Genomic DNA, 24,867 nt, shown 5'->3' on the forward strand with positions numbered 1-24,867 from the left:
CGTCAGGCGCGGACGATCTCCGCCTCAAGTCCCGGACGATCCGGCCGGTTGCGCAGCCGCAGGCTCAGCCCGCTCCGGCGGGACGCCATCTCGGCGATGGCGAGGCCGAGTCCACTTCCTGTCGCGCTCTTGTGGCGCCCGCGGAAGAAGCGCGTCGTGACGTGCGGCAGTTCCTCGGCGGGAATCCCCGGCCCCTCGTCGCGCACCAGGAAACCGTCGCCACCGGGTCGCGCCGTCCACTCCACCGTGCCGGCTTCCATGTGCTGCACGGCGTTCTCGTGCAGATTGCGGACCGCCAGACGCAGGCTCTCGGCATCGGCCGGTAGGGTGTAGCCGCGAAGCCCCGGGTCGATCACCGTGCGGACTCCGGGCGGCACCCGCATCCCGTCGACGGTCTCGGCCACCAGCGCGCCCACATCGACCTCCGCCAGGGACGGCATCTCCCCGGCCGCGTCGAGCTTGGCGGCGTCGAGCAGTTGCCGGACGAGGCGGGTGGTACGGTCCACGGCCGCCAGGATCTGGCGCAAAGCCGCCTTAGCCACGTCCGGGTCGGTGGTGGCCATGGCGACCTGGGCCTGGGTCTTCAGCCCTGCCAGCGGCGTGCGCAGTTCGTGCGCGGCGAAGGCGGTCACCTCCCGCTCGTGCCGGCGCGCCGCCTCGACCTTGAGGAACAGGCCGTTCAGGGCGTCGGCCAGCGGCCGGACCTCCGCGGGCGCCCGGCCCGCGTCGATGGCACTCATGTCGTCGGCGTCGCGGCCCGCGAGGTCGCGGGCCATCCGGCGCAGGGGGCGCAGGCCCCGCCCGAGGCTCGCCCAGATCAGCATCCCGAGGAACGGCACGACGAGGAGCGCGGGGGTGACGAGGCCCATGATGAGATCGGTGACGAGGCGCTCGCGCAGGCCCAGGCGGTCGCCGACCATGACGCGCACGCCCTTCTCGGCATCCTCGACCGTGAACACCCGCCAGGTCTCGCCGTCGACCTCGCGCTCAGAGAAGCCGGCCGGTGCGTCGGTCAGGCGCCGCTCCGGGGCCCCGCTCGACCGCGCGACCATGCGCCCGTCGAGGGACCAGATCTGGCAGGACAGTTGCCGCTCGTAGGACATCGGAGCAGGGATGGTGGAGCGTGTTCCATCGGGAGTCGAAGCGCCGACCGTTCCCACGAGGGAGCCGACCATGCGCGCGGCCTCCTGCAGGCGGGTGTCGAGCACCTGCTCCACCTCGCGCTTCGAGCCGAGATAGATCCAGGCGACCGCGCTGAGCCAGATCAGTCCGGTCGCGAGGATCAGGATCGCGAAGAGCCTGACGCGCAGGGATGTCATGCCGGCGCCCTCATCCGGTAGCCGACGCCGCGCACCGTCTCGATGGCGTGCTTGCCGATCTTGGCCCGCAGGTTGTGCACGTGGACCTCGACGGCGTTGCTCTCGACCTCCTCCTGCCAGCCGTAGAGGCGCTCTTCCAACTCGGCCTTGGAGCGGAGCACGTTTGGGCGTTCCATCAGCGCCGCCAGCACCATGACCTCCCGCCTGGACAGGCCGACCGAAACGCCGTCGACCGTAACGGCGAGGCTGCCGGGATCGAGCCGGATGCCGCCGTGCTCCAGGAGGGCGGCGGCCCGCCCCGAGGCCCGGCGGACCACCGCGCGGATGCGGGCCGAGAGTTCGTCGAGATCGAAAGGCTTGCCGAGGTAGTCGTCGGCGCCGCCGTCGAGCCCGGCGATCCGGTCGGCCACCGCGTCGAGGGCCGTGAGCAGGACGACGGGCGTCCGGTCCTTCCGGCGGCGGAGGCCGCGCAGCACGTCGAGGCCGGAGCCGTCGGGGAGCATCAGGTCGAGCACGATGGCCGAGAACGCGCTCGTGGCCAGCGCCGCCTCGGCGTCAGCGCAGGTCGCGACGCAGTCGACGGTCGCCCCGCCGAGGCCGAGCCCCGCCCTGAGCCCGTCCGAGAGGATGGGATCGTCCTCGACGACGAGGATGCGCATGCGTGTCTCCCCCTGACCGTCCCTCATCCGGCGGGCCTGGCTTAAGCCTGGCTTAAGCTGCACGTCCGACCTGCGGCGGGCCGATACGGACCCCGCCCATGCCGAACATGTTCGCCCACCTCATCCTCGCCGCCCTGGTCTGGGCTGGCGCGGCGACCTGGTCTCCGGGATGGTCCCAGGAGAGCGCCGCGCGGCCAACGCCCTTCACCCTCGTCGCGACCCGCGACGCGAACCTCGCCTTGCACCTGCGCTGGACCATCGCGCCTGGCACCTACCTCTACCGGGACAGGATCCGCGCCGAGGCCGGCACGGGCACGGAGCTTCCCGTCAGCACGCCGCCCGCGGAGACCAAGGACGACCCGAACTTCGGGCCGACGGAGGTCTACCACGACTCCGTGGAGGCCATCGTGCCCGGCGCGGCGCTGGCCAGCCTGCGAGAGGTCCGGGTGACCTACCAGGGCTGCGCCGAGCGGGGCATCTGCTATCCGCCGGTCACGAAGCGGCTGGACCTCGCCGTCCTGGCGAGCGCCGAAGCGTCCCGTGGCGGCGAAGCCACCCCTGCAGGCGAAACGGCCGCCGCGCCTATCCGCCAGGACGTTTTCTCCGCCGGGCCGGCCGCCCTCCTCGTCGGCAACCTCGTCGGCGTCCTGGCGGGCATGTTTGGGCTCGGCCTCCTGCTGGCGTTCACCCCCTGCGTGCTGCCGATGGTGCCGATCCTGTCGGGCATGATCGTCCGCTCGGGCCAGGGTCTCACGCCGGGGCGGGGCTTGGCGCTGTCTGGAAGCTACGTCCTCGCCATGGCGGCGGCCTATGCCAGCCTCGGCGTCGCGGCGGCGTGGCTCGGCCGCAACCTGCAGGTCGCCCTTCAGACCCCGCTCGCCCTCGGCCTGATGGCCTCCGCCTTCATCGCGCTGGCCCTGTCGATGTTTGGCCTGTTCGACCTGCAGGCGCCGCGCTGGTGGCGGGACCGCTTCGGCGCCCCGGCGGCGCAGGGGGGATCGGTCGCCGGCGCCGCGTTCCTTGGCTTTAGCTCGGCCCTCGTCGTCGGGCCCTGCGTGACGCCGCCCCTGGCCGCCGCCCTGCTCTACGTCGCCCAGACGGGAAACGTCCTGCGCGGGGCGCTGGCCCTCTTCTCCCTCGGCCTCGGGATGGGCGCGCCGCTGGTGCTCGTCGGCGCGTTCGGCGCCGGCATCCTGCCGCGATCCGGCCCCTGGCTGGTGCGGGCGAAGCAGGCCTTCGGCTTCGTCTTCCTCGCTCTCGCGGCCTCGCTGGTGACGCGCCTCCTTCCGAATGGGCTGTCGCTTCTCCTCTGGGCGGCGCTCGCCATCGGCCTCGGGCTGGCGCTCGCGGCGATCACCGCGAACGGCCGCCCGTCACGCGCCGGTCGCGCGGCGGGCTTGGTGGCCGTCACCTATGGCGGCCTCCTTCTCCTCGGGGCCGCCACGGGCGCGGACGACCCGCTGCGGCCCCTCGCCGGCCTCGGCCCATCCCACCCGGACCGCATCGCCGAAGCCCGTACCGTCTCCACGCTCCCTGCCTTCGAAGCGGCCCTCCTTGCGGCCCGAGCCGAGGGCAAGCCGGTGCTCGTCGAGTTCGCCGCCGACTGGTGCACCGTCTGTCGGACGAACGAGCGGACGGTTTTCGCGGATGCCGGCATCCGCGAGCGGCTCCAGGCCGTCTCGGTCATCCGCGCCGACGTCACCCGCGACGACGCCGACACCCACGCCCTGATGCGCCGCTTCGAGGTGGTCGGCCCGCCGACCCTCGTCCTGATGCGTCCCGATGGCGGCGAGGTCCGGGAGGCCCGCACCGAGGGCGAGCTCACGGTCGATGACCTGAAGCGCCGCCTCGCCCTCGTCGGGGCCTGAACGCCCCCTCTCGAACCAACCATACCCACGGAGACCGTCATGGACCGCAGGACCCTGCTCGCCCTGATCCGCGCCGTCGCCCTCGCGCCCGCCTTGCTATCGCTGGCGCCGCACACGGAAGAGGCCTTCGCCCAGGGCATCGACCCGAACGCCATCCTCAACGACCCCGAGGCGCCGGTCTCGGGCAACCCGAAGGGCGACCTGACCATCGTCGCCTTCCTCGATTACAACTGCCCCTTCTGCAAGAAGGCCGAGCCCGACCTGCTCCGGCTGGTGAAGTCGGACGGTCGCATCCGCCTCGTCCACAAGGACTGGCCGATCCTCGGCGACGCCTCCGTCTACGGCGCCCAACTCGCCCTCGCGGCAAAGTACCAGGGCCGCTACGACGACGTGCATCGCGCCCTGATGGGCATCCCCGGCCGCAAGATCCCGAAGGAGCGGATGCTGGAGGCGGTGTCCGCCTTGGGCGTCGACATGGCCCGCCTGGAGGCGGACCGGGCGTCCCACCAGGGCGAGATCGCGGCCCTGCTCCAGCGCAACCTCGACCAGGCGGACGCCCTCGGCCTGCAGGGCACGCCGGTCTTCCTGATTGGCCCCCTGAAGGTCGCGGCCGCCCTCGACTACGACGGCTTCAAGCAGGCGGTCGCACAGGCGCGTGCCAAGGGTCGCTCGTGATGCGGCGGGTCCTACGCCTCCCGGCGCTTCTAGCGCTCGCCGCGGCGCTCGGAGCCTGTTCGGCATCGATGGGCGCCCCCGGGCCGGTCGCCGAGGCGGGACCGCGCCTTCCGGCGGATGCCGTCCGCCGCTACGCGGCCGTCACGGACGAGCCGTTCCCGGTCGATGCGGTCGATCCGCGCGACTTGAAGGCCCGCAACGTCCGCCAGGTCGTCGACTATCCGACCCATCAGCCACCCGGCACCCTGGTGGTCGACCCCTACCGGCGCTTCCTCTACCTCGTCATGGAGGGCGGCAAGGCGATGCGCTACGGGGTCGGCGTGGGCAAGGCCGGCTTCGAGTTCACGGGCGAGGCGACGGTCGCCCGCAAGGCGTCCTGGCCGCGCTGGACGCCGACCCCAGACATGCTTCGGCGTGACCCTGAGCGGAACGGGCGCTGGGCCGGGGGCATGCCCGGGGGCGCACGCAATCCCCTCGGGGCCCGCGCGCTCTACCTGTTCAAGGACGGCAAGGACACGCTCTACCGCATCCACGGCACCACCGAGCCCTGGAGCATTGGCGAGGCGGTTTCGTCCGGATGCATTCGCATGCTCAACCAGGACGTCATCGACCTGCATCGACGCGTTCCCACGGGCACGAAGGTCGTCGTGCTCGGGTCGCAGGGCACCGCCCAGGCCTCGCGGCCGGCAGCGCCGGAGACCACCGGCAGCCTCGGCGGCGACGCCGGGATCGGGCCAGCCACGAGCGGCGGCCTCGACCGTGCGCGCCTCGACGACCTTTCACGCGGCGGGTCGGCGCCTGAACCTCTAATGGACGACGGAGTGGCGGATGACGACGGTCCTTAAGAGCCTGATGCTGGCGGTCGTCCTCGCGACGATGGGCATCGGGACGGTCCGCGCCGGCTCGGAGGCAGCGGCCGGCTACTACGCCGACCAGAAGGTGGTCTATCACAACGGCGGGGGCGGCCCGGACGGAGCGGCATACTTCAAGCGCCTGCTCGCCAACCTGCGCAACCACGTCGAGGCCGTGGGCAAGGCGCATGTCGAGATCCGCGTGGTGAGCCTCGGCGACGGGGTCGGCCTGTTCCAATCGGCCGCGAACGACAAGGAGCTCGCCGGCCGCATCGACGCGCTCAAGGGGATGGGCGTGCGGTTCCTGGTCTGCGCCAACACCCTGCGCGAGCGGAAAGTCGACCGCACCACCCTGTACGGCGTCGGCGAGGACGACCTCGTACCGAGCGGCGTCGCCGAACTGGCGCGCCTGCAGGGCATGGGGTTTGCCTACATCCACCCCTGATCTCGTCGGGCTGAAGTCGATGCCCCCCGCCGGCACCACGTCGGCGGGGGGCGCCCGTGCGCCATCGCACCCACGCAGCGCATCCGAGGCCAAGGCGCAAGTTTCCCGCTTGCCATTACATTAGATATTGCTAATTAAGAGTCATCTAATGTTCGGTTCGGCCGGGGACGGCGTCCCCCGCGGCCAGCCGGACCTGGTCCGGACCAACGCCTGGGAGCGACCACCATGGATGGCTTCACGCCTGTCAGCGCCCTCGTCGGCGGTGCCATGATCGGCACCTCCGCGGCCCTGTTCCTGCTCCTCAACGGACGGATCGCCGGCATCAGCGGGATCCTCGGCGGACTGCTCGCCCGACCCTCGCGCGAGACCGGATGGCGGGCAGCCTTCGTGGCAGGCCTCGTCGTGGCGCCGCTCGCCTATGCCGGCCTGGGGGGCAGCCTTCCGCCGGTGACGGTCGGGGCGTCGTTCCCGCTGTTGATCCTCGCGGGCCTGCTGGTCGGATTCGGCGCGCGCCTCGGCGCCGGTTGCACCAGCGGCCACGGCGTCTGCGGCATCGGCCGCGGCTCGCCCCGCTCGCTGGCCGCGACCGGCACCTTCATGGCCGTCGCCGTCCTGACCGTCCTCGTCATGCGCCATCTCGTCGGAGCCTGAGCTATGGCCAAGACCGCTTCCGCCTTCGCCGTCGGCCTCCTGTTCGGCTTCGGCCTCCTCGTCTCGGGCATGGCCGACCCGGCCAAGGTCCTGGCCTTCCTCGACGTGACCGGACGCTGGGACCCGAGCCTCGCCCTCGTCATGGCGGGCGCCGTCGCGGTCTCGGCCGCCGGCTACCGCCTGGCACGGCGGCGCGGACGGCCAATTCTTGCGCCGAGGCTCGACGTACCGACCCGGCGCGACCTCGACGGACGCCTGATCGCAGGGGCCGCGATCTTCGGCCTCGGCTGGGGGCTGGCCGGCCTGTGCCCCGGGCCTGCCCTCACCATCCTGACGGTGGCCCCGGCCGAGGTTGCGACCTTCGTAGCGGCGATGGTAGCCGGCATGCTGCTGTTCCGCCTGGTTCCGGCGGCGCGCCTGAAGCCGACGGCCGTGCTGGGGGCCGACGCATGATGCCCGGTCCCCTCACATCCGGCCTCGCCGCCGGCTCTGGCGGGGTCGTGGGCGTGATCCTCGGCCTCGTCGGCGGGGGCGGCTCGATCCTCGCGGTCCCGCTCCTGACCTACGTGGTCGGCGTGTCCTCGCCCCACGTCGCCATCGGGACGAGCGCCCTGGCGGTCTCGGTCAGCGCGGCAGGCAACCTCATCCCGCAATGGCGGGCCGGGAACGTGAAGTGGCGCTGCGCGGCGGCGTTCTCGCTCGCCGGGATCCTCGGCGCGCTCGTCGGCTCGGCGGCCGCCAAGGCGGTCGACGGGAAGAGCCTGCTCGCCCTGTTCGGGATCGTCATGCTCGTGGTCGGGGGCCTGATGCTGCGCAAGCGGCAGGGCGAGGGCGATCCGGACGTGCGCCTGTCCAAGGCCAGCGCCCCGGTGCTCCTGCCCTGGCTTCTCGGCATCGGCCTCGCGGTCGGCCTGTTCTCCGGCTTCTTCGGCATCGGCGGGGGATTCCTGATCGTGCCGGGCCTGATGCTGGCGACGGCGATGCCGTTGCCCATGGCCATCGGCACCTCGCTGGTCGCGGTCAGCGCCTTCGGGGCGGCGACCGCGGCGAGCTACGCCGCCTCCGGCCTGATCGACTGGCCGCTCGCCGGCCTGTTCATCCTGGGGGGCGTGTTCGGGGGCCTCGTCGGAGCGAGGGTCGGCCAGCACCTCACCGGGCGCAAGCGCGCCCTGACCGTCACCTTCGCCGGCCTCGTCATCCTGGTCGGCCTCTACGTCGTCGCCCGCGGGGCCCTGCCGCTCCTCGGCGCGGGCAACTGAACCTCGGAAGGAGGAGATCCATGTCGAACCAGACCGTCGGCCCCTTGCGCGGGCATCCCATCGTAACCGGCTTCCACGACGAGCCGACCGGGAGCATCCAGTACGTCGTCGCTGACCCCGCGACGAAGCGCTGCGCGATCATCGACCCGGTCCTCGACTTCGACCCGAAGTCCGGCGCAACCGCGACCCGGTCCGCCGACGCCCTGCTCGCCCATATCGAGCGGGAGGGCTACGTCCTGGAGTGGATCCTCGACACGCACCCGCACGCCGACCACTTCTCGGCGGCCGGCTACCTCCACGACCGGACGGGCGTCCCGACCGCAATCGGCGAGAAGGTCGTCGACGTGCAGCGGCTCTGGAAGGGGCTCTACAACTTGCCCGACACGTTCCGGACGGACGGTTCGCAGTGGTCCCGGCTCTTCGCCGACGGCGAGCGCTTCCGAATCGGCGACCTCGACGTCGAAGTCATGTTCACGCCGGGCCACACCATGGCCTCCATCGCCTACCGGATCGGCGACGCCGCCTTCATCCACGACACCCTGTTCATGCCCGACAGCGGCTCGGCGCGGGCGGACTTCCCGGGCGGCAATGCGCACGCCTTGTGGCGCAGCATCCAGCGCATCATGGCCCTGCCGGACGACACGCGGCTGTTCACCGGGCACGACTACCGCCCGGGCGGCCGGGCGGCGGCCTGGGAGAGCACGGTCGCCCGGCAGCGGAGCGAGAACCCGCACCTCGTCGAGACACCGACCGAGGAGGCGTTCGTGGCGATGCGCGAGGCGCGCGACCGCGAACTGCCGATGCCGAAGCTCATCCTGCATTCCCTGCAGGTGAACATCCGCGGTGGGCGCCTGCCCGAGCCCGAGGCGAATGGACGCCGCTACCTGAAGATCCCGCTCGACGCCCTCGACGGCGCGGCGTGGGGCGAATGATGGAGACGACCATGACCATGATCAGCGCGAAGGACCTAGTGGCGCAGGCCAACCGGGAGGTGCAGACCCTGTCGGCCGAGGAGGCGCTGGCGCGCCTCGCCCAGCCGGGCACGGTGCTCGTCGACGTGAGAGAGGGCGAGGAGTTGGCCAAGACAGGCAGGATCGCCGGCGCAGTTCATGTGCCGCGAGGCTTCCTGGAGTTCCAGGCCGATCCCGCGAGCCCGACCCACCGAGCCGAGCTCGGCGGGGGCAAACGCCTGGTGCTCTACTGCGGCTCCGGCAACCGCTCGGCCCTGGCCGCCAAGACCCTGAATGACATGGGCCTCGGTCCGGTCGCCCATGTCGCGGGCGGCTTCTCTGCGCTGGCGAAGGCCGGCGGCACTGTCGAGCCAGCCTGATCGGGACTGGCAAACCGACAAGCCGCAGGTCACTTGCGACCGGCGGCCTCCAAGTTTGGGCGGTCGACGATCTCGACCGCGCCGCGCCGGACCTCGATTAGGCCCGCCTCGGCCCATTGCCCCAGGATGCGGCTCACCACCTCGCGCACGCTGCCAATGTCGTCTGCGAGCTTCTGGTGGGTCACCGAGGCCACCCCACGCGGGTCCGCTTCGGCCAGAAGCCGTTGCGCGAGGCGCTGCTTGAGCGGGGCAAACGCAACCTCGTCGATGAGCGTGAACAGGCCGGACATCAGCCTGGTGTAGTCGTCCATGACGAAGCTGCGGAAGGCGGCGCTCTCGCCCATCAGGTGTTGGAACGTGCTCACCGGCAGAGCCGCGAGTTCGGTCCGCTCCTCGGCGATGCTCTGCGCCGGGAAGTTGCCGCCGGAGAGGAGGCATTGTGTGGTCAGGGCGCAGGTCCCGCCGGGGCCAACCTTGTAGATCAGCACCTCACGCCCACCCTCCGACATGCGGAAGATGCGCGTGCGCCCCTCCAGGCACATCAGGTAGTTGGCGCACTCGCCATCGAGTTCGTAGGCGATGGCGCCCGCGTCCAGAACCGGGAAGTGCACCGTCCCCCGGGCGATCTGGAGGTGCGCCGGGCTGAGAGCTTGGAGCAGCGGAAACCGGTCGATCCAACGTTCGACCTTCTGGGCATCCATCATGGCGGCGTAGTCCCCCCCCGGCCATGACGACGGGCTGATCGTCCGGCTCGCGTTGCGTTTTTCTCCCGCCGCTCTGGACTTGTGTGACCTGGGTCACCGACCGGGTGCAGCGGCTCGGCATAGCATCGCGACACAACGAGCACGATAAGGGCACCCGCCATGCGTGATGCCCACCGGGAGTAAAACCGATGCGCCGCCTCGCCCTGAGCTTCATGCTCGCCGTCCTTGCCGCAAGCCCCGCCGCAGCCGAACAGGACCTGCTGCTCGGGGCCGACATGTCATCGCCCGCCATGACCAAGGCCGAGATGAGCCGCGCCGACATCGAGGCGATGATCAAGGCCGCGGACGGCAAGCCCATCGACCTGCATGACAAGTCCCTGTCCGGCCTCGATCTCTCCGGACTGAGCCTGCGGGGGGCCAACCTGCGGACCGCTCGCCTGAACAACACCAACCTGCGCGGGGCGGACCTCACCGGTGCGAACCTCGAACAGGCATGGCTCCTGAAGGTCGACCTGTCCGGCGCCAAGCTCGTGGACACGAAAATGTTCGGCATCACCGCCCGCGATGCCAACCTCAGCGGCGCCGATCTCAGTCGCGCCATGCCCATCGGCGACTTCAAGGGTGCCAACATGAGCGGCGCCACGCTGGTCGACCTCAAGGGCGGCGCCGATATTAAGAACCAGTCCATGGGCCTGATGCGGGCGGTGTTCGTGTCGGTGAACCTCTCCGGCGCGAACCTGAAGGGAGCCAATCTCGGGCGGTCGCGGCTCGAATACGCCAACCTCACGGATGCCGACCTCACCAACGTGGTTCTGATGGGCTCGGATTTATCCGGGGCCGACCTGACCGGCGCGACGATCGCGGGCGCAGATTTCAAGAACGTGGACGTCAGCGGTGCCCGGCTGATCGACCTCAAGGGGCAGCAGGAAGCCAAGGATTGGGCCGAGCGCGTGAACATCGACCGCGCCGTCACCCAGGCAACCAACTGAGCCGCCCGTCCGCCGCGCCATTCCATGAAGGAGACAGCCGCCCCATGACCACCCGTCGCATCCTGCTCGGCGCCCTGGCCGCCGCACCCCTGCTGTTCGGCACAGGCGCCCAAGCCGCCGAGGCGATTTTCACACCCGATGCCTTCGAGGCGGCGCAGAAGGCGGGCAAGCCGATCCTCGTCCATGTCACAGCGCCCTGGTGCACCGTCTGCGCTGCGCAGAAGCCAATCTTGGCCAAGCTGGAGGCCGAGCCTCGCTTCAAGGACCTCCAGGTGTTCGACGTCGACTTCGACAGCCGCAAGGACGTGTTGAAGCGGTTCGGCGTGACGACGCAGAGCACCCTGATCACCTTCAAGGGCGAGAAGGAGACGGGGCGCTCGGTCGGCGACACCCAGCCAGAGTGGATCGAGGGCGCCGTCGAGAAGGCGTTGTAGGTCGGCCATGGCCACGACGTTCGGCCTCGCGTTCCTCGCCGGCATCCTCTCGGTGCTGTCCCCCTGCGTGCTGCCGTTGCTACCGTTGGTTCTGGGCGCGGCGGCATCGGAGCACAGGCTCGGCCCCGCCGCCCTGGCTGCCGGCCTCGCCCTGTCCTTCGTGGCCATCGGGCTGTTCGTGGCGACCGTGGGGTTCGCCCTCGGCCTCGACGCCGATGTCTTCCGCACCGTGGCGGCTATCATGCTGGTCCTGATCGGACTCGTCCTGATGGTTCCGGCCGCCCAGACCCGGCTTGCCGTCGCCGCCGGCCCGGTGAGCAACTGGACCGAGAGCCGGTTCGGTGGCTTCTCGACCGCCGGGCTCCTGGGACAGTTTGGGGTCGGGCTGCTGCTCGGGGCGGTCTGGAGCCCCTGCGTGGGGCCGACCCTCGGGGCTGCGTCCCTCCTCGCATCGCAGGGGCGAGACCTGGGTACGGTGGCGGCAACGATGCTTCTGTTCGGCATCGGCGCCGCCCTTCCGCTCCTGCTCCTCGGCACGCTGTCCCGCGAGGTACTGATGCGCTGGCGCGACCGGATGATGGGGCTCGGCAAGGGGCTGAAGGTCGCCCTGGGCGCCATCCTCGTGGCCACCGGCCTGATGATCGCCACGGGCTACGACAAGGCTGCGGAGACCGTCCTGGTCAACGCCTCGCCGGCTTGGCTCACCGACCTGACGACCCGCCTCTGACCTCGATGGTATCTGCCTCCAGAGCCCGCCCCATGCGACCCTACCTTCTCCGGACCTGCCTGCTCTACGCTGCCATCCTCCTTGGGATTGCAGGTCCGGCACATGCTTGGGAATTGGTCGGCACGAAGCAGCTTGAGCTACTCACCCGCGACGGTACGTCCATCCCAATCGGCACCGTGACGTTCACCCCAGGGCCAGACGCAACGCGGTTCGCCGTCACCCTCGACCGGACGAAGTTCAAGGACTTCTTTCTGTCGATGCGCGAGTTCAAATGCGTCGATGGACCCGAGGTCCAGTGCCACGTCCCCTATCCCTACGCGAACCCGGGAACAGTCCGCCCGGGCGATTTCACGTGGCTGGAGCACGCCCTGCTCTTCCTCTACAAGGCGCCGGCCGACTACGGAGCCAAGTTAAGCAACGGCCTCTATTACGCTCTTCAGAAAACGGAGGACGGGCTGGTTGGAAGGCCGATGGCGGTGGACCTCAATGACATCGCGGCTCCGCCCCAGGATCCCTCCGTGCCCCCGTTCGATCAGGCTGCCCGTGCGGACATTGTTCCAGGCGCCCGCTGGATCGAGGCGCTCGTCATTCGCTGAGACGAGCTCGTCGCCCCACCGGACTCAGTTAAACGCGCAGGTAGCTCCATCCTGCTTCCTGAAGGGTCACGAGACGGACCGCCCCCGCTGGAACGATGCCGACGTGGGACAGCAGTTCCAAAGGGTGTCCCTCGGCCTTCTCCATAGCCTTGATTGTGTTGCCGCAGGCCGAGAGGACGATCCCGGGCACGCTCTCGCTTATGGAATGGATCCTCGCCGTCACGGGCGATGTGTCGGCCCGCAGCATGTGCAGGCCTGGGCCATAGGCGACGATCTCGACTTCCAGTTCCTCGGCCTGTTCGCTGTATTCGCGCGCGAGGTTGACCGCATTGTTGAGGGCGAGATCGAACACGCCGCCCTCGCGGGAACTGACCTGCATCGCGACCCGGTGGGTCTTCGGACCGGTTACCGGAGCCGCCGTGGCCCTGCTCGCCCCAAGCCCGGCCAGCAGCGCGGCCAATCCGGAGACGCCCCTGCGCGACAGCATCATCTCGTCCCCTCCGTTGTCGAACGATCCTGATCCGAGACGAGCGCTCCTCTTTGAACTGTCTCGTCAGGTCTGCACGAATCGATAGCTGTCGCCGGCACGCTCGACATGTCCGACGCCCGAGCCCGGGAGATGAAAGCCGACGAGCGTCATCCGCTCGGTCGCCAACCGGTCCAGCAGGGTCAGGCGGGTGCGGGAAGCGAGGTCGCGGTCGAGATCGCTTCCGAACGCCCAAGCGGGACGGCGGAACGACAGGACGCCATGGCTCAGGGCATCCCCGCCGATCAGCACCTGATCCCGCCCCGCTTCGACCAGGACGGAGGCGTGGCCGGGTGTATGCCCCGGCGTCGCGACGTAGGTGAGGCCGGGAGCGATGCTCTCGCCGGGCTTACGGCGCTCCATCTTCGACTCAAGACGGCGCAGGGTCCGTCGCGAGCCTACGGAGAGACCCTTCAGCCAGTCGGGCACCAGGTTCTCGACGTCGTCGCGGGTCCAAAAATCCCATTCCGCCGCCGGCACCACGTAGCGGGCATTGGGAAACCGTTCGCTGTCGTCGAAATCGTCGATCGCACCCCAGAGATGATCGGGATGGGCGTGCGTGAACACGACCTGGGTGATCGCCTCGCGCGAAATATTCCGGCTCTCCAATGACTCTGCGAGCTTGCCCGCCGTCGGCTGAAATGAGTTGCCCGAGCCAGCATCGATCAGGATGATCTCCGAACCAATCCGCACGAGGCTCGCGTTCGTCGGGATTGGGGCGGCCTCCGCGCGCTGGCCCTCGACCTTGAAGACAGTCTCCACCTCCTCGCGCGGCGTGTTGGGCAGCATGAACGCGAGGGAGGAGGACAGCGTGCCGTCGCTCGCCGTCTCGATGGAGGCGCCGCCGACCTTCAGTGCTTCCGCCGGGTTGGCCGACGCGCTGTTGGTCGGCCACGCGCTCGCGAGGCCTACCGCAAGCCCCGCCATGAAGAGACGCCTGTCGCAGCGCGATCCTGGGATAGGGGCGCCGGTCATCATTGGACCGGCGGCGCCTTCTTCGCGGAGTCGGCAGCCTTGTCGGGCGTCACGTCGAGGATGCGCGCATGGCTTGTGATGGTCGCCTCTTTGGGCAGGCAGTTGGTCATGCAGGGCTTGGCCGTCCAGAACTCCTTCTCCGCCGTCTCGCGGTCGTCCATGAAGAAGTTCTTCTCGTTCGGCAGGCGGATGCTGGCGAGGTTCTTCTCGTTCACCTCGAAATCCTGATCCTTCAGAATGTCGTTGAGATAGAGGAGATAGGCCGTGACCGAGTAGGTCTCGTCCGGCGTCAGGGTCTGGGCCGCGCCGAACGGCATCGCCCGGTGCACGAAGTCGAAGACGGTCGAGACGTAGGGCCAGTAGGACCCAATGGTCTTGACCGGGTTCTCCGACTTCAAGGTCCCGGATCCGCCAGCGAGTTCCGGCCACCGGCCCGCGCCTTCGCCGAACTCGCCGTGGCAGCTGGCGCAGCGCTCCTGGAAGATGGTCTCACCGAGTGCCGCCGTGCCCTTGCCGACCGGAAGCCCCTGGCCGTCCGGCCGCACGTCGATGTCCCAGCCCTTGATTTCCTCGGGCGTTGCCGCGCGGCCGATGTTTAGGCGCTCGGCCGCCACCGGCGTCGCGGCGAAGAGGATGGCCGAAAGGGCGGCCGGAATGAGGTTACGCGACCTCGACATTCTCGATCTCCCCGGTGGGCAGCACGTGCCAGGTCTGGATGCCGTTGTTGTGGTAGATCGAGTTCAGGCCGCGATGCTGGCGCAGCGCCGCCTTGGTCGGCTGCACATAGCCGGTCTCGTCCCTGGCGCGGGACTGGAGCAGCAGCGGCTCACCGTTCCAGTCGAACTCGTAATAAAAGCGCGTCAGCGCCTTATCGAGGACCGGACCGTCGAGGCGGGCGGCGCGCCAGTTGCGACCGCCATCGAGGGAAACGTCCACGCCATTGATCGCCCCGCGTCCCGACCACGCGAGGCCCGAGAGCACGGTGAAGCCTTTGCCGTGAATGGGCGCCTGCGGGCTCGGATTGGTGATCACGGACTTCGCGTCCATGGCCCAGGTAAAGCGCCGCGCCTGTCCGTCCGGCATTAGGGCCGTGTACTTCGAGGTCTCCTCGCGGGTGTGCCAGGGCTCGTCGCCGACCTTGATCCGGCGCAGCCACTTCACCCACATATTGCCCTGCCAGCCGGGCAGGACGAGGCGCAGGGGATAACCGTGCTCGGGATAGAGCGCCTCGCCGTTCATGGCGTAGGCGACGATGGCGTCGTCGAGCGCCTTCTCGATCGGCACCGAGCGGGTCATGGCCGAGGCGTCGGCCCCCTCCGGCAGCAGCCACTTGGCGTTCGTCTTGAGACCCGCCTCTTCGAGCAGGCGCTTGAGCGGCACGCCCGTATACATGACGCAGTGGATCATGCCGTGGGTGAACTGGCAGCCGTTGAGCTGCGCGCCCTTCCACTCCATGCCGGAATTGGCCGCGCATTCGAGGAAGGCGATCCGGTTGACGCGGGGGAAGCGCTTGATGTCCTCCAGCGTCAGCATCAGCGGCTTCTCGACGAGGCCGTGGATCATCAACCGGTGCTCGGCCGGGTCGATCTCGGCAATGCCGCCATGGTGGCGCTCGAAGCCGAGGCCGTTGGGGGTGATGATCCCCTCAAGCTGGTGCAGCGGCGTGAAGCTCACCGAGCTCTGGCGAGAGGCGGTCAGCCATTCAACGTCGCGGCGGATCACGTCCGCCTCGAACTTCGAGGGGCGGCCATAGGGCCGGCTCACGACACCGTCACCGAGGGATTGCGACCATTCCGGCACGTTCGGCGGCAGGTTCTTCGCCTCCGGCCCGGCGGCGGCCGCACGGCCCGCGAAAGCCCCGGTTCCCACCCCGGCGCCGACCGCTCCGCCGAGAGCGAGGCTGGTGCGCAGGAAGGATCGGCGGGAGGTCGGCCCGGACGGATCGGGGCGCGGCTTCGGTTCAGACATCGGTCTCTCCGAACTGTTTCAAGTATGGCAATGTGTGAATATCTTGAAGACGACTAGGCGCCACGGACGGTGACCTGCGCGGGCGTCGGGTTCACCGTTCCCTTGGCCTTGATGTGCGAGGCGACGACGTCCCAGATCGGCGGACCCTCGGTCCCCTCATTGACGCTCGCCCAGCCTGCCACGGTGTAGCTGCTGCCGGCCTCGATGGGTTTGCCGGTGCGCAGCAGGGTTAGGTCGGAGATGCGGCTGCCAGCCGGACGGGCGACGTCGATGGCGTAGGACACGCCCCCCACCCGCACCATGTCGCCCCCCTGCTGGTAGTAGGGATCGGCATTGAAGAGGTTGTCGGCCACGTCCTCCAGCACCTCCTTCAGCCGGGCGCCGGTCATGGGCATCCGGTAGGCCGCCGGGTAGGTGATGGCGGTGGCGTTGTAGACGTCCTCGTGGGTGATCGCTTGTCCGGGCAGAAGGGTCGTGCCCCAGCGGAAGCCGGGCGAGAGCGCGATGTCGGCCTCACGCTCGGACAGGAGCGCGTCGCAGATCATATCGTCGAGGGTGCCGTTGAAATTGCCGCGCCGGTAGAGCAGGGCCTCGGTCCGCCCGAGTTCCTGGCTCAGCATCGTGTCGTGGGGTGCACGAATCGCCTGGATCTTGGCCGCCATCGCCTTCTGCGGGGCGATGACATCGGAGAAGATCGGGATGAGCTTCGAGCGGTAGCCCTTCACGGCGCCGTCCCGCACGTCGAGGTCGACGCGGGTGAGGAACTTGCCGTGGCTGCCCGAGGCGATGAGCAGGGTGTTGCCGACCTTCACCGCCTGCGGAAGCGCATCGTGCGTGTGGCCGGTGAGGACGACGTCGATTCCCTTCGCCCGCGAGGCGAGCTTGCGGTCGACGTCGAAGCCGTTGTGGGAGAGCAGCACGACGAGGTCGGCGCCGTCCTTCCGGGCCTTGTCGACGCTCGCCTGCACATCCTCCTCACGGATGCCGAAGGACCAGTTTGGGATCATCCAGCGAGGGTTGGCGATGGGCGTGTAGGGGAAGGCCTGCCCGATCACCGCGACCTTCGCGCCGCCGCGCTCGAACATTTTGGTGGATTCGAAGGCCGGCTCGTTCCACTCGGCGTCGCGGACATTCTGGCCGAGGAACGGGCAGCCGAGCCCGTCCACGATCTCCTTCACCCGCTCGGTGCCGAGAGTGAACTCCCAGTGGCCGGTCATGGCGTCTGGCTTCAGCAGCGCCATGCAGTCGACCATGTCCTGGCCCTTGCTCACCATCGAGGTGTAGCTGTTCTGCCAAGTGTCGCCGCCGTCGAGGAACAGCACCTTGTCGCCGCGCTCGGCGCGGATCGCGTCGAGCACCGTGGCGATGCGGTCGAGGCCGCCCATCCGGCCGTAGCTGCGGGCCAAAGCGACGTAGTCCTCCGGCGTCAGCGCATAGGCCAGCGGCGAGCCGCCGGGGATGCCGTAGAGGTCGAGATAGGCGCGTCCGGTGACGTGGGGGACCTGACCGCGCGCCTCGCCCACCCCGAGATTGGTCGAGGGCTCGCGGAACAGTACGGGCTGCAACTGCGCGTGGATGTCGGTCAGGTGGACCAGGGTGACGTTGCCCATCGGCTCGAAGGCCAGGAGATCGTCCTGGGTCAGGCGCTGCTGGGCGAAGGCGCGGGTCCAGCCCGTCGGCACCAGGGCCGCTGTGGCGGCGGCGATCTGCAGGAAGTCGCGGCGTGAGGTCATAGCGGTATCAGACCTTCAGTTGCGCACGGCGGGCGTCTCGACCGGAAGGCCGAGGCCGCGCCACGCGACGTAGGTCTCCAGGGCGAGGAACTCGTCGGAGAGCGGCTTGAACGGCGTGGCCCGGACGTCCTGCATGCAGCCCTCCATGCGCTCGTGGAGCGGCACCAGCCGCTGGTCGCGCAGGCGATAGACGGGGAAACCGTTGCTCTGCCCCTGGCTGAGGAAGTCGGCCCGGAGATACTTGCCGTGGTTCTTCTCGTGGCAGCTCGCACAGGCGAGATCGAGCTGGCCGTTCCGCTGGTAGTAGAGCGATTTGCCGCGCTCGAACCAGGGCGTCATCGGCCCGTCCACCTTCACGGCGACCGGCATCCCCCGCGACTGGTTGCGGATGTAGGTTGTCATGGCGGTGAGTTCGGGCGAGCCGAAGGCGTAAGGCTCGGCCTTTAGGGCGCCGCTGCGGCAGATGTTGATCCGCTGCTCCAGATTGACCGGCTTTCCGAGCTTCTCGTTCCACTTCGGATAGGCGGCCGCGACGCCCTTCATCGAGGTCGAGGCCTCGTTGTGGCAGCTCGCGCAGGACTTGCCGGCCGTGCCATCGACCTTCGACCAGAGTTCCTCGCCCTGCTCGACGGCGAGGAAGCCTGGATTGTTGAAGTCGTCGGCCTGCATTTCCTGCGTTTCCTTGGAGCGGAAATACAGGCCCGAGACGACTTCCTCGAACGGAGAATCCGGGCTCTGGGGCTTCATGCCGTGCGCCTGCCACGCCGGGCGCTCGGACGCTTCCTTCGCGACGGGCGCCGACGGCATGTCCTGTGCGTGCGGCGCGACGGCCAACGCGACGAGCGCGAGCGCTGTAAAGGCGAAAGTTGGGCGGACCATGGTGAGGGCTCCGGCGCGGCGGGGAAAGGCGCTCCGGGGCGAACGGCCCCGGGCGCGCGTCAGGCGACCTTGATCTGCTCGGTAGCCTGGATCTTCGACCCGTCGTCATCGACCCAGGTAAAAGTCAGCGCTCCGGATTCCTCGGGCTTGATCTTGAACTGGAGGTAGGGATTGGCGGAGACTGCGCTCTCGATATCAGCGCTGAAGATCGTCTTGCCGTTCAGGTCACAGGTGAACTTGTTCAGGATCTTGCGCGGGATCGTCTTCCCGTCCTTGTCCTTGCGCTGACCGGACTCCATCGTATGGGAGACGAGCGTCTTCACCTCGATGATGCCGCCCTTGGCGACCTCCTTTTTGTCCAGTTTGATCCGCGGCTTCACGTCGGCCATGTGGTCCTCCCGTCCTCGTTCGATGCTGTCGCGTGTGGGTTAGCCGCCGCAGCCGCCGATGGTGACTTTCACCTGGCGGACGTCGCTGAAGACCGAGCCGTCGTTCATGCGGGCGACCGCGATGACGTTCTGGGTCTCTGCGAGACGGATCCGGGTGTTCGCCTCCGCGACGCTCGACGGCGTGAAGTGGAAGCTGATGACGCCAGGGTTCGGGTTGCCCTCGGCGACGATCATCACCTCCTCGACGTAGCTTTCCGCCGTCATCGGCCCGTCGACGCTCACCGTCATCGGCACGGTGTTGCCGTTCTCGGCGATCTCGGGGAGTTCGAGCTTGACCCTGCCCTTCACCGGCTCCTTGCCGCGGGTGAAGGCCTTGATGGCCTCATCGGTCGCGGGCTTCGCCGCCAGGGCCGGGCCGGCGCGGAAAGCGAAGGCGGTAGCCACCATGGCGCCGGTGCCGAAGGCCAGGGCTTGGCGGCGGCTCAGTGCGGGAATCTTGGCAGAGGTCATGGCAAGCGGCTCCTTCAGCCCGCGAGATCACTTCAAGGTCGTGAGGTAGGCGACGACGTCCTCGACCTGCTGCGCGGTCAGGATCGGCTTGCCCTGGAATTCGGCGCGCACGCGGTGGAGGCCGTCGATCCGGTAGAAGGCCGGCATCACAGTCGCCTCGGTGAAGACGTGCTTTGGGTTGACGATGATCATCCGCAGATGGGCCGCGTCCCACCGGCCTGCGACGCCGTCGAGGGAGGGCCCGACCTCGCCGTGGAAGGATTCGCCCTTGAGCGACGAGACCTGATGGCAGCCGAGGCAATTGCCCTGGCGCCGGTTCACGACGACCTTCGCGCCGGCCGACGCATCCCCCGGCTTGTCGGTGAGCGGCGCGGGGATGGCGTCGCTGCCGTCGATGGCGACGATCTTGAACGGGGCGAGCCCGGTGGAAGCTGTCTCGGCTCCGGCGGCGGTCGCGAGGACGCAAAGTCCTGCGAGCGCAAAGGCTGTGATCGGCCTGCGCATCTGGCGTTTCCTCGGTGCGCCGTCTTTGCGGCGGGTGCGGTCGTTTCAGACCGCTCGCTATGCCGATGGGCGAACCCATCGACATATGCGAATTATTGCAAGTTTGACGCGGATCGCTTTCAAGTCAAGCTGGAATTGCGAGGCCGCTGACTCTCGCGGCCCGACTGTCAGCCCCGCTTCGCCGTCTCCGGGGAGCGTAGGTAATCCTCCAGGGTCGTCCGCTCGTCGGCGCGCTCGGCCACGAAGGCGAAGGAGCGGCGGAACTCCTCCGGCGGCACGTAGCCCCGCATTCGCAAGACCTCGCGCTGCTGGGGCGGCTTGCTCGCGAGCGCCGTTTCCTCGGCCGGAAAGAACTGGACGGTCGGCGTAGACCGGATGCCGTACTTCACAGCGAAAGCTTTCTCGGGAAGGGTCTGCCCGTCGAAATCGGTGACCTCCCGTGAACCGATGAAGTTCAGTTGCAGGATCTCGAAACGCTCGCGGATGAAGGCGCTCGTCGCCGGATCCGCGAAGTTCACGAGATGGATTTGCTTGCAGAAGGGGCAGCCCTTCAACTCCCAGAGGATGGCGAGGCGTTTGCCGTGCTCCCGCGCCGTCTTCAGATCGTCGGGGAGATCGAGGAAGCTTTCGAGGAACCAGGGCTCCCGGTAGAGGCCGTCATCGCCCTGGATCGCCTGGGCCATGGTTTTAGAGGGCAGGCCGAGCGCGAGGGCAGCCGCCAGGAACTGGCGCCGGGTCGACATGGCGTCCCTCCAAATATTCGAGTTCCTGCATGTGTAGAGCGATTGTCCTGCCCCTGGCAATCCGGTCCTCCTGACATCTGGCCGCCCCTGAAGCCGCACGGACGACGGCGGTTTCCCGGTATTGGCGGTCACGATCCCGGCGGCTGCGCCGTTGCCCCTCGAACACATTCGTCTTTTGCTATATCAGGATCGGTGGTCTTGGGCTTGGGAAAGCCGATGCGGGGAACGAGGCGAGCGGTCATGGCGGGGGCGTGCGGGTTCGCCCTATGGCCCGGCATCGTCGAGGCCGCCGAGCTGATCAAGTTCGAGCGGCGCGGCTGCCCGTGGTGCAAGGCCTGGGACCAAGGCCTGGGACAAGGAGATCGGGCCGATCTACCCGAAGACGGATATTGGGAAGCGGGCGCCGTTGCGCCGTGTCGATCTCGACGCAGGCCTCCCTCCCGGACTCACGCTCAAGCGCCCGATCCGCTACACACCGACATTCGTCCTCGTCGAAGACGGGTCCGAGCTCGACCGGATCGAGGGCTATCCGGGTGAGGATTTCTTCTGGGGGCGGGCCGAGCGGTTGCTCGAACGGCTCCCCGGATCCCCGTGACGGGCTTCGGGCGGCGAGGAAAAGGGTGGGATGATGCCGTTGCAACAGGCGCAACCGGTGACGAGCGTCGAGGCCCCTGGCAGCCTCGACCTGGATCTGTTGCTGGCCAATGCCCGCGATGCCAGCGAGCTGCTCAAAGCCCTCGGGCACGAGGCAAGGTTGGTCATCCTCTGCCTGCTGGTCGAGGGCGAGCGTTCGGTTTCGGAACTGGAGCAGTTGCTGAACCTGCGGCAGCCGGCCGTGTCCCAGCAACTGGCGCGGTTACGGGCCGACGATCTCGTCGAGGCCCGCCGCGACGGCAAGAACATCTATTATGCGCTGGCCCGGCCGGAGGTTCGCGAGATCATCGCCGCCCTGCACCGCGCGTTCTGCAACGGACGGACACCGTAACCGTCGAAGCCTTTCAGGTGTGTCGGTCCACGAGGTAGTAGAGCCCCGCGCGTGCCCCGACGAGGATCGCGCCGAGGGCGAGAATCGAGCCGACCGAGAGCGTCGAGAGCCCGCTTAATCCCTGGCCGATGGTGCAGCCCAGCGCCGTGACGCCGCCGGTGCCCATCAGGAAGGCGCCGAGCAGGTGGCGCTTCACCTCGCGGGCATCGTCAGGCGCCTCCCAGTGAAATTCTCCCGCGGCGCGCGCCGCCGCGAAGGATCCTAGCAGGACGCCGAAGACCGAGGTCACGCCGAAATCGATCCGCGTGCCGCTCGCGAGCATGGCGTAGAGGAGGGTATCGCCGACCGGCCGTGCGAAGCTGAAGGAGCCGACCGCCCGGGTTTCGAACTCGTCGAAGCCTGCACTCCCGTTCGTCCACCACCCGGCGACGATGACGAGCCCGATGGCGATGGCGCCGATGAGGAGCCGCTGAGTCCGACGGAAGTCTTTGCCCGTCAGCGCCACGAGGCAGAGACCGATGCCTGCGATGACGCTGAAGGTTACGCGGCCGGTCCGATCCAGCCTCAACAAGGCCCCAAGACGCTGGCTGCCGAGATCGAGGCTGAGCGGTGCGGTGATCGTCACGCGCAGGAAGGCTGTCACACCGCTGATCGCCATATAGGCCGAGAGGCCGAGCACGAGGAGGACGAGGAGGGCGCGCAGGTCTCCCCCGCCGAGCCGCAGCAACGCGCCGAAACTGCAGGTGCCGACGAGCGCCATGCCGAAGCCGAACATCATTCCGCCGAGGATCATCGCGCCCCATTCGAAGCGCGGCCCCGCATAGATCGACCGGGCGAGGTCGAGACCGAATTCGGATTCCAGAAGCTGCGTGCCCACCACGGCGATGCCGGTCGCCAGCAGCCATGCCCGGGCGCGGCGCGTGTCACGCGCATAGACGGCATCTTCGATGGCGCCCAGCGTACAGAACCGACCTCGGCGCGCGACCATCCCGAGCACAGCACCCAGCACAAGGCCGAGTGCCGCCCGAACGAGATGCGCAGGCAGGAGGTCCATCATCGGTTCAGGTACGCCCAATACCGATGAGCCCTGTCAAACACCCAGTTCCGCTCCGCCTTTCAGTTTGACCGGAATGGTCAGGTAACGAACGCCGTTCGCCTCGGCCGGGGGAAACTTGCCGGCGCGGATATTGACCTGGATCGACGGCAGCAGAAGGCGCGGCGCAGCCAGGGTCGCGTCCCGGGCGGTGCGCATGGCGGCAAACTCCTCCTCGCTTACGCCCTCCTTCACGTGGACGTTGCGCTCGCGCTGCTCGCCGACCGTGGTCTCCCAGGCATACACGTCGCGACCCGGCGCCTTGTAGTCGTGGCAGAGGTGAAGAACCGTCGCCGGAGGCAGGGCCAGCAACTTGCGGATCGAGCGATAGAGGGTGCGCACGTCGCCGCCGGGGAAGTCGGCCCGCGCGGTACCGAAATCGGGCATGAACAGCGTGTCGCCGACGAAGACGTGGCCGCCGATGCGGTAGCAGATGTCAGCCGGCGTATGGCCTGGCGTGTACAGCACCTCGACGGCGAGATTGCCGATGGCAAACGTCTCGCCGTCCACGAAGAGGTGGTCGAAATCGCTGCCGTCGGTCTTCAGGTCGGTGGCGTTGAAGACCGGGCGGAAGATCTTCTGGACCTCCTTGATGTGCTCGCCGATGCCGATCTTCGCGCCGGTCTTGGCCTTCACGTAGGGCGAGCCGGAGAGGTGGTCGGCGTGCGCGTGGGTCTCCAGCGTCCAGACCACCGTGTAGCCCGCCTCCTCGGCGGCCGTCAGCATCGCCTCGACGGAGCGGGTGTCGACACTGCCGCCGTTGTAATCGTAGTCGAGTACCGGATCGATGAAGGCCGCCTGCTTCGTCTCGGGATCGGCCACAATGTAGCTCACCGTGTTGGTGGGCTCGTCGAAGAAGGCTAGGATGACGGGTTCGGGGCCACGGGCTTCGGTCATTGCTTGTCTCCAGTCAGTCGTCCTTGGACGGATGGCGTCAGGCGCCGGGAAGCCGGCGTCGGCAGGTGTTGATCCCTAGGATCGCGTAGGCGGGGCAGGAGCCGACCAGGGCGGTCAGCGCCAGCACGACGCCGATGCCGGCGGCGACATAGGCCCAGACTCCTGCGAGCATCACGTAACCCAGGCCTGCGACCAAGAGGCCGACGACGAGGCGCAGGATGCGATCGATGCTACCGACATTGGGTATCATGGCGATTTTCCTGGAAGGTGCCGTGTAGCGATCACCGAAGCGGGTGCGGCACCGGGCGCCCGCCCCAGCGACGGTCAAGGCGTCGCGGCGAAGGCGCGGGCGTTGCGGTAGAGCATGTAGCCGGCGACACCGAAGATGACGGTGGCGAACACCGTGTTGAGCGCGCCCTTGTAATCGGAGAGCCGGTTGGCCAGCCGCATACCCAGGAAACCGCCGACGAGGCCGCCAGCGATGAATTCCCCGGCGACGGCCCAATCGACCATGCCGGACAGGGCGTAATTCGTTGCTGTGGCGAGGCCGAAGGCGCCGACGGCGAGCAGCGAGGTGCCGACCGCGGTGATCAGCGGCATGCCGGTGGCGAAGACGAGGCCCGGCACGATCAGGAAGCCGCCGCCGATCCCGAAGAAGCCCGAGAGGATTCCAACAGCGAAGGCGACGGCCACGACCTTCCAGCTCGGTACCGGGCCGCAACCGACAGGCTCCGAGGTTCCACCCTGAACCTTGCGACCCCGCAGCATGTGGATGCCGACGACGACCATCAGCATCGCGAAGAGGAAGAGCAGGCGCTGGCCGTCGACTGCTTTGCCGAACGTCGAGCCGACGAGGGCGCCCAGGATGCCGACCCCAGCGAACACGGCGGCGCAGCGACATCGCACGTTGCCGGACCTGGCGTGCCCGCCGAGGGTCAGGAACGCGTTGGCCGCGACCGCCAGCGCGCCGGTCCCGATGGCGAGGTGCGGCTGGGCCATGCCGACCACGTACAGCAGAAGCGGCGTCGCCAGGATCGAGCCGCCGCCGCCGATGAGGCCGAGCGTGAAGCCGACCCCCGAGCCGGACAGGATGGCGGGAAGCGCATTCATCGGCCGGTGACCTCCGCGTCCAGGGGACTGGCCGACGACCGGTCGAAC

32 protein-coding genes are annotated in these 24,867 nt (G+C 68.7%); 15 read left to right on the top strand and 17 right to left on the bottom strand.

Annotation, left to right across the window (positions count from 1 at the left end; all coding sequences use genetic code 11):
* Positions 1 to 2 precede the first annotated feature (2 nt).
* Together ACLBX9_RS28435 and ACLBX9_RS28440 are read right to left on the bottom strand one after the other, a co-directional pair.
* Entirely contained in the window at positions 3 to 1,319 is a 1,317-nt protein-coding gene (locus tag ACLBX9_RS28435; RefSeq protein WP_447721250.1) for an ATP-binding protein, read from the bottom strand.
* Complete coding sequence (locus tag ACLBX9_RS28440) at positions 1,316 to 1,978, bottom strand: response regulator (RefSeq protein WP_447721251.1); 663 nt, start codon at positions 1,976 to 1,978, stop codon at positions 1,316 to 1,318. The genes ACLBX9_RS28435 and ACLBX9_RS28440 overlap by 4 nt, the downstream gene beginning before the upstream one ends.
* A 98-nt stretch (positions 1,979 to 2,076) precedes the next feature.
* Here ACLBX9_RS28440 and dsbD point away from each other — a divergent pair, with 98 nt between their 5' ends.
* The 9 genes from dsbD (at position 2,077) to ACLBX9_RS28485 (ending at position 9,057) form a co-directional block, all read left to right on the top strand.
* Positions 2,077 to 3,846: a protein-disulfide reductase DsbD gene (gene dsbD / locus ACLBX9_RS28445; protein WP_447721252.1), complete on the top strand. Its 1,770-nt coding sequence runs from the start codon at positions 2,077 to 2,079 to the stop codon at positions 3,844 to 3,846.
* A 39-nt stretch (positions 3,847 to 3,885) separates the two neighbouring features.
* Positions 3,886 to 4,521, top strand: a complete 636-nt coding sequence (locus tag ACLBX9_RS28450) for a DsbA family protein (RefSeq protein ID WP_447721253.1) — start codon at positions 3,886 to 3,888, stop codon at positions 4,519 to 4,521.
* A complete protein-coding gene (locus ACLBX9_RS28455; protein WP_447721254.1) occupies positions 4,521 to 5,366 on the top strand; it encodes a L,D-transpeptidase in 846 nt (281 codons plus the stop codon). Before ACLBX9_RS28450 ends, ACLBX9_RS28455 begins: the two co-directional genes overlap by 1 nt.
* Complete coding sequence (locus ACLBX9_RS28460; RefSeq protein ID WP_447721255.1) at positions 5,350 to 5,817, top strand: DsrE family protein; 468 nt, start codon at positions 5,350 to 5,352, stop codon at positions 5,815 to 5,817. The genes ACLBX9_RS28455 and ACLBX9_RS28460 overlap by 17 nt, the downstream gene beginning before the upstream one ends.
* Positions 5,818 to 6,042: 225 nt before the next feature.
* The gene (locus ACLBX9_RS28465) at positions 6,043 to 6,468 is read left to right on the top strand and encodes a YeeE/YedE family protein (RefSeq protein WP_447721256.1); all 426 of its coding nucleotides are present in this window, start codon (positions 6,043 to 6,045) and stop codon (positions 6,466 to 6,468) included.
* Between the two features lie 3 nt (positions 6,469 to 6,471).
* The gene (locus ACLBX9_RS28470; RefSeq protein WP_447721257.1) at positions 6,472 to 6,921 is read left to right on the top strand and encodes a DUF6691 family protein; all 450 of its coding nucleotides are present in this window, start codon (positions 6,472 to 6,474) and stop codon (positions 6,919 to 6,921) included.
* Positions 6,918 to 7,727, top strand: coding sequence for a sulfite exporter TauE/SafE family protein (locus ACLBX9_RS28475; protein WP_447721258.1), 810 nt, complete (start codon positions 6,918 to 6,920; stop codon positions 7,725 to 7,727). Before ACLBX9_RS28470 ends, ACLBX9_RS28475 begins: the two co-directional genes overlap by 4 nt.
* A 20-nt stretch (positions 7,728 to 7,747) precedes the next feature.
* On the top strand, positions 7,748 to 8,659 hold the full coding sequence (locus ACLBX9_RS28480) for an MBL fold metallo-hydrolase (RefSeq protein WP_447721259.1): 912 nt from the start codon (positions 7,748 to 7,750) through the stop codon (positions 8,657 to 8,659).
* 11 nt (positions 8,660 to 8,670) lie between these two features.
* Positions 8,671 to 9,057 (top strand): rhodanese-like domain-containing protein, encoded by a 387-nt coding sequence (locus tag ACLBX9_RS28485; RefSeq protein WP_447721260.1) that lies wholly within the window; start codon positions 8,671 to 8,673, stop codon positions 9,055 to 9,057.
* Between the two features lie 29 nt (positions 9,058 to 9,086).
* On the opposite strand, the gene ACLBX9_RS28490 is transcribed toward ACLBX9_RS28485, so the two are convergent.
* A complete protein-coding gene (locus ACLBX9_RS28490; RefSeq protein ID WP_447721261.1) occupies positions 9,087 to 9,761 on the bottom strand; it encodes a Crp/Fnr family transcriptional regulator in 675 nt (224 codons plus the stop codon).
* A 188-nt stretch (positions 9,762 to 9,949) separates the two neighbouring features.
* On the opposite strand from ACLBX9_RS28490, the gene ACLBX9_RS28495 reads away from it, so the two are divergent.
* From ACLBX9_RS28495 to ACLBX9_RS28510, 4 genes are read left to right on the top strand one after another with little or no spacing between them, the layout of a single operon-like run.
* Positions 9,950 to 10,750, top strand: coding sequence for a pentapeptide repeat-containing protein (locus tag ACLBX9_RS28495; protein ID WP_447721262.1), 801 nt, complete (start codon positions 9,950 to 9,952; stop codon positions 10,748 to 10,750).
* Positions 10,751 to 10,794: 44 nt separating this feature from the next.
* Positions 10,795 to 11,184: a thioredoxin family protein gene (locus ACLBX9_RS28500; RefSeq protein WP_122160737.1), complete on the top strand. Its 390-nt coding sequence runs from the start codon at positions 10,795 to 10,797 to the stop codon at positions 11,182 to 11,184.
* Positions 11,185 to 11,191: 7 nt separating this feature from the next.
* Complete coding sequence (locus tag ACLBX9_RS28505; protein WP_447721263.1) at positions 11,192 to 11,911, top strand: cytochrome c biogenesis CcdA family protein; 720 nt, start codon at positions 11,192 to 11,194, stop codon at positions 11,909 to 11,911.
* A 32-nt stretch (positions 11,912 to 11,943) separates the two neighbouring features.
* Positions 11,944 to 12,507, top strand: coding sequence for a hypothetical protein (locus tag ACLBX9_RS28510; RefSeq protein ID WP_447721264.1), 564 nt, complete (start codon positions 11,944 to 11,946; stop codon positions 12,505 to 12,507).
* Positions 12,508 to 12,535: 28 nt separating this feature from the next.
* On the opposite strand, the gene ACLBX9_RS28515 is transcribed toward ACLBX9_RS28510, so the two are convergent.
* The 10 genes from ACLBX9_RS28515 to ACLBX9_RS28560 all read right to left on the bottom strand — a co-directional run bounded on the left by ACLBX9_RS28515 (position 12,536) and on the right by ACLBX9_RS28560 (position 20,734).
* Positions 12,536 to 12,997 carry a DsrE family protein gene (locus ACLBX9_RS28515; RefSeq protein ID WP_447721265.1) on the bottom strand — a complete coding sequence of 154 codons (462 nt, stop codon included), beginning with the start codon at positions 12,995 to 12,997 and terminating at the stop codon, positions 12,536 to 12,538.
* A 63-nt stretch (positions 12,998 to 13,060) separates the two neighbouring features.
* The gene (locus ACLBX9_RS28520; RefSeq protein ID WP_447721266.1) at positions 13,061 to 14,008 is read right to left on the bottom strand and encodes an MBL fold metallo-hydrolase; all 948 of its coding nucleotides are present in this window, start codon (positions 14,006 to 14,008) and stop codon (positions 13,061 to 13,063) included.
* The gene (locus tag ACLBX9_RS28525; RefSeq protein ID WP_122160742.1) at positions 14,008 to 14,685 is read right to left on the bottom strand and encodes a c-type cytochrome; all 678 of its coding nucleotides are present in this window, start codon (positions 14,683 to 14,685) and stop codon (positions 14,008 to 14,010) included. Before ACLBX9_RS28525 ends, ACLBX9_RS28520 begins: the two co-directional genes overlap by 1 nt.
* A complete protein-coding gene (gene soxC / locus ACLBX9_RS28530; RefSeq protein ID WP_447721267.1) occupies positions 14,669 to 15,976 on the bottom strand; it encodes a sulfite dehydrogenase in 1,308 nt (435 codons plus the stop codon). Before soxC ends, ACLBX9_RS28525 begins: the two co-directional genes overlap by 17 nt.
* 53 nt (positions 15,977 to 16,029) lie before the next feature.
* On the bottom strand, positions 16,030 to 17,709 hold the full coding sequence (gene soxB / locus ACLBX9_RS28535) for a thiosulfohydrolase SoxB (RefSeq protein WP_447721268.1): 1,680 nt from the start codon (positions 17,707 to 17,709) through the stop codon (positions 16,030 to 16,032).
* 15 nt (positions 17,710 to 17,724) lie between these two features.
* The gene (soxA, locus tag ACLBX9_RS28540; RefSeq protein WP_447721269.1) at positions 17,725 to 18,588 is read right to left on the bottom strand and encodes a sulfur oxidation c-type cytochrome SoxA; all 864 of its coding nucleotides are present in this window, start codon (positions 18,586 to 18,588) and stop codon (positions 17,725 to 17,727) included.
* A gap of 59 nt (positions 18,589 to 18,647) precedes the next feature.
* The gene (gene soxZ / locus ACLBX9_RS28545; RefSeq protein ID WP_447721270.1) at positions 18,648 to 18,977 is read right to left on the bottom strand and encodes a thiosulfate oxidation carrier complex protein SoxZ; all 330 of its coding nucleotides are present in this window, start codon (positions 18,975 to 18,977) and stop codon (positions 18,648 to 18,650) included.
* 39 nt (positions 18,978 to 19,016) lie between these two features.
* Entirely contained in the window at positions 19,017 to 19,487 is a 471-nt protein-coding gene (gene soxY, locus ACLBX9_RS28550) for a thiosulfate oxidation carrier protein SoxY (RefSeq protein ID WP_010682138.1), read from the bottom strand.
* 27 nt (positions 19,488 to 19,514) lie between these two features.
* The gene (gene soxX, locus ACLBX9_RS28555; protein ID WP_010682139.1) at positions 19,515 to 19,991 is read right to left on the bottom strand and encodes a sulfur oxidation c-type cytochrome SoxX; all 477 of its coding nucleotides are present in this window, start codon (positions 19,989 to 19,991) and stop codon (positions 19,515 to 19,517) included.
* A gap of 167 nt (positions 19,992 to 20,158) precedes the next feature.
* Complete coding sequence (locus tag ACLBX9_RS28560) at positions 20,159 to 20,734, bottom strand: thioredoxin family protein (RefSeq protein WP_447721271.1); 576 nt, start codon at positions 20,732 to 20,734, stop codon at positions 20,159 to 20,161.
* Between the two features lie 406 nt (positions 20,735 to 21,140).
* Here ACLBX9_RS28560 and ACLBX9_RS28565 point away from each other — a divergent pair, with 406 nt between their 5' ends.
* Entirely contained in the window at positions 21,141 to 21,329 is a 189-nt protein-coding gene (locus ACLBX9_RS28565; protein WP_447721272.1) for a hypothetical protein, read from the top strand.
* Positions 21,330 to 21,362: 33 nt separating this feature from the next.
* The gene (locus ACLBX9_RS28570) at positions 21,363 to 21,719 is read left to right on the top strand and encodes an ArsR/SmtB family transcription factor (protein WP_043379005.1); all 357 of its coding nucleotides are present in this window, start codon (positions 21,363 to 21,365) and stop codon (positions 21,717 to 21,719) included.
* A 13-nt stretch (positions 21,720 to 21,732) separates the two neighbouring features.
* Here ACLBX9_RS28570 and ACLBX9_RS28575 read toward each other — a convergent pair whose 3' ends face one another.
* From ACLBX9_RS28575 to ACLBX9_RS28590, 4 genes are all read right to left on the bottom strand, one after another.
* The gene (locus ACLBX9_RS28575) at positions 21,733 to 22,776 is read right to left on the bottom strand and encodes a YeeE/YedE family protein (protein WP_447721273.1); all 1,044 of its coding nucleotides are present in this window, start codon (positions 22,774 to 22,776) and stop codon (positions 21,733 to 21,735) included.
* A gap of 33 nt (positions 22,777 to 22,809) precedes the next feature.
* A complete protein-coding gene (locus ACLBX9_RS28580) occupies positions 22,810 to 23,709 on the bottom strand; it encodes an MBL fold metallo-hydrolase (protein ID WP_447721274.1) in 900 nt (299 codons plus the stop codon).
* A gap of 37 nt (positions 23,710 to 23,746) precedes the next feature.
* Positions 23,747 to 23,959 (bottom strand): YgaP family membrane protein, encoded by a 213-nt coding sequence (locus tag ACLBX9_RS28585; RefSeq protein WP_342141158.1) that lies wholly within the window; start codon positions 23,957 to 23,959, stop codon positions 23,747 to 23,749.
* 74 nt (positions 23,960 to 24,033) lie between these two features.
* Positions 24,034 to 24,819 carry a sulfite exporter TauE/SafE family protein gene (locus ACLBX9_RS28590; RefSeq protein WP_447721275.1) on the bottom strand — a complete coding sequence of 262 codons (786 nt, stop codon included), beginning with the start codon at positions 24,817 to 24,819 and terminating at the stop codon, positions 24,034 to 24,036.
* Between the last annotated feature and the right edge of the window lie 48 nt (positions 24,820 to 24,867).

The organism is Methylobacterium sp. A49B (assembly GCF_053346215.1).

What these genes read in the sequence shown, in the direction of transcription:
- ACLBX9_RS28435 (WP_447721250.1), bottom strand. Translation starts at nt 1,319, where the DNA reads ATGACATCCCTGCGCGTCAGGCTCTTCGCGATCCTGATCCTCGCGACC.
- ACLBX9_RS28440 (WP_447721251.1), bottom strand. Translation starts at nt 1,978, where the DNA reads ATGCGCATCCTCGTCGTCGAGGACGATCCCATCCTCTCGGACGGGCTC.
- dsbD (WP_447721252.1), top strand. Translation starts at nt 2,077, where the DNA reads ATGCCGAACATGTTCGCCCACCTCATCCTCGCCGCCCTGGTCTGGGCT.
- ACLBX9_RS28450 (WP_447721253.1), top strand. Translation starts at nt 3,886, where the DNA reads ATGGACCGCAGGACCCTGCTCGCCCTGATCCGCGCCGTCGCCCTCGCG.
- ACLBX9_RS28455 (WP_447721254.1), top strand. Translation starts at nt 4,521, where the DNA reads ATGCGGCGGGTCCTACGCCTCCCGGCGCTTCTAGCGCTCGCCGCGGCG.
- ACLBX9_RS28460 (WP_447721255.1), top strand. Translation starts at nt 5,350, where the DNA reads ATGACGACGGTCCTTAAGAGCCTGATGCTGGCGGTCGTCCTCGCGACG.
- ACLBX9_RS28465 (WP_447721256.1), top strand. Translation starts at nt 6,043, where the DNA reads ATGGATGGCTTCACGCCTGTCAGCGCCCTCGTCGGCGGTGCCATGATC.
- ACLBX9_RS28470 (WP_447721257.1), top strand. Translation starts at nt 6,472, where the DNA reads ATGGCCAAGACCGCTTCCGCCTTCGCCGTCGGCCTCCTGTTCGGCTTC.
- ACLBX9_RS28475 (WP_447721258.1), top strand. Translation starts at nt 6,918, where the DNA reads ATGATGCCCGGTCCCCTCACATCCGGCCTCGCCGCCGGCTCTGGCGGG.
- ACLBX9_RS28480 (WP_447721259.1), top strand. Translation starts at nt 7,748, where the DNA reads ATGTCGAACCAGACCGTCGGCCCCTTGCGCGGGCATCCCATCGTAACC.
- ACLBX9_RS28485 (WP_447721260.1), top strand. Translation starts at nt 8,671, where the DNA reads ATGACCATGATCAGCGCGAAGGACCTAGTGGCGCAGGCCAACCGGGAG.
- ACLBX9_RS28490 (WP_447721261.1), bottom strand. Translation starts at nt 9,761, where the DNA reads ATGATGGATGCCCAGAAGGTCGAACGTTGGATCGACCGGTTTCCGCTG.
- ACLBX9_RS28495 (WP_447721262.1), top strand. Translation starts at nt 9,950, where the DNA reads ATGCGCCGCCTCGCCCTGAGCTTCATGCTCGCCGTCCTTGCCGCAAGC.
- ACLBX9_RS28500 (WP_122160737.1), top strand. Translation starts at nt 10,795, where the DNA reads ATGACCACCCGTCGCATCCTGCTCGGCGCCCTGGCCGCCGCACCCCTG.
- ACLBX9_RS28505 (WP_447721263.1), top strand. Translation starts at nt 11,192, where the DNA reads ATGGCCACGACGTTCGGCCTCGCGTTCCTCGCCGGCATCCTCTCGGTG.
- ACLBX9_RS28510 (WP_447721264.1), top strand. Translation starts at nt 11,944, where the DNA reads ATGCGACCCTACCTTCTCCGGACCTGCCTGCTCTACGCTGCCATCCTC.
- ACLBX9_RS28515 (WP_447721265.1), bottom strand. Translation starts at nt 12,997, where the DNA reads ATGATGCTGTCGCGCAGGGGCGTCTCCGGATTGGCCGCGCTGCTGGCC.
- ACLBX9_RS28520 (WP_447721266.1), bottom strand. Translation starts at nt 14,008, where the DNA reads ATGACCGGCGCCCCTATCCCAGGATCGCGCTGCGACAGGCGTCTCTTC.
- ACLBX9_RS28525 (WP_122160742.1), bottom strand. Translation starts at nt 14,685, where the DNA reads ATGTCGAGGTCGCGTAACCTCATTCCGGCCGCCCTTTCGGCCATCCTC.
- soxC (WP_447721267.1), bottom strand. Translation starts at nt 15,976, where the DNA reads ATGTCTGAACCGAAGCCGCGCCCCGATCCGTCCGGGCCGACCTCCCGC.
- soxB (WP_447721268.1), bottom strand. Translation starts at nt 17,709, where the DNA reads ATGACCTCACGCCGCGACTTCCTGCAGATCGCCGCCGCCACAGCGGCC.
- soxA (WP_447721269.1), bottom strand. Translation starts at nt 18,588, where the DNA reads ATGGTCCGCCCAACTTTCGCCTTTACAGCGCTCGCGCTCGTCGCGTTG.
- soxZ (WP_447721270.1), bottom strand. Translation starts at nt 18,977, where the DNA reads ATGGCCGACGTGAAGCCGCGGATCAAACTGGACAAAAAGGAGGTCGCC.
- soxY (WP_010682138.1), bottom strand. Translation starts at nt 19,487, where the DNA reads ATGACCTCTGCCAAGATTCCCGCACTGAGCCGCCGCCAAGCCCTGGCC.
- soxX (WP_010682139.1), bottom strand. Translation starts at nt 19,991, where the DNA reads ATGCGCAGGCCGATCACAGCCTTTGCGCTCGCAGGACTTTGCGTCCTC.
- ACLBX9_RS28560 (WP_447721271.1), bottom strand. Translation starts at nt 20,734, where the DNA reads ATGTCGACCCGGCGCCAGTTCCTGGCGGCTGCCCTCGCGCTCGGCCTG.
- ACLBX9_RS28570 (WP_043379005.1), top strand. Translation starts at nt 21,363, where the DNA reads ATGCCGTTGCAACAGGCGCAACCGGTGACGAGCGTCGAGGCCCCTGGC.
- ACLBX9_RS28575 (WP_447721273.1), bottom strand. Translation starts at nt 22,776, where the DNA reads ATGATGGACCTCCTGCCTGCGCATCTCGTTCGGGCGGCACTCGGCCTT.
- ACLBX9_RS28580 (WP_447721274.1), bottom strand. Translation starts at nt 23,709, where the DNA reads ATGACCGAAGCCCGTGGCCCCGAACCCGTCATCCTAGCCTTCTTCGAC.
- ACLBX9_RS28585 (WP_342141158.1), bottom strand. Translation starts at nt 23,959, where the DNA reads ATGATACCCAATGTCGGTAGCATCGATCGCATCCTGCGCCTCGTCGTC.
- ACLBX9_RS28590 (WP_447721275.1), bottom strand. Translation starts at nt 24,819, where the DNA reads ATGAATGCGCTTCCCGCCATCCTGTCCGGCTCGGGGGTCGGCTTCACG.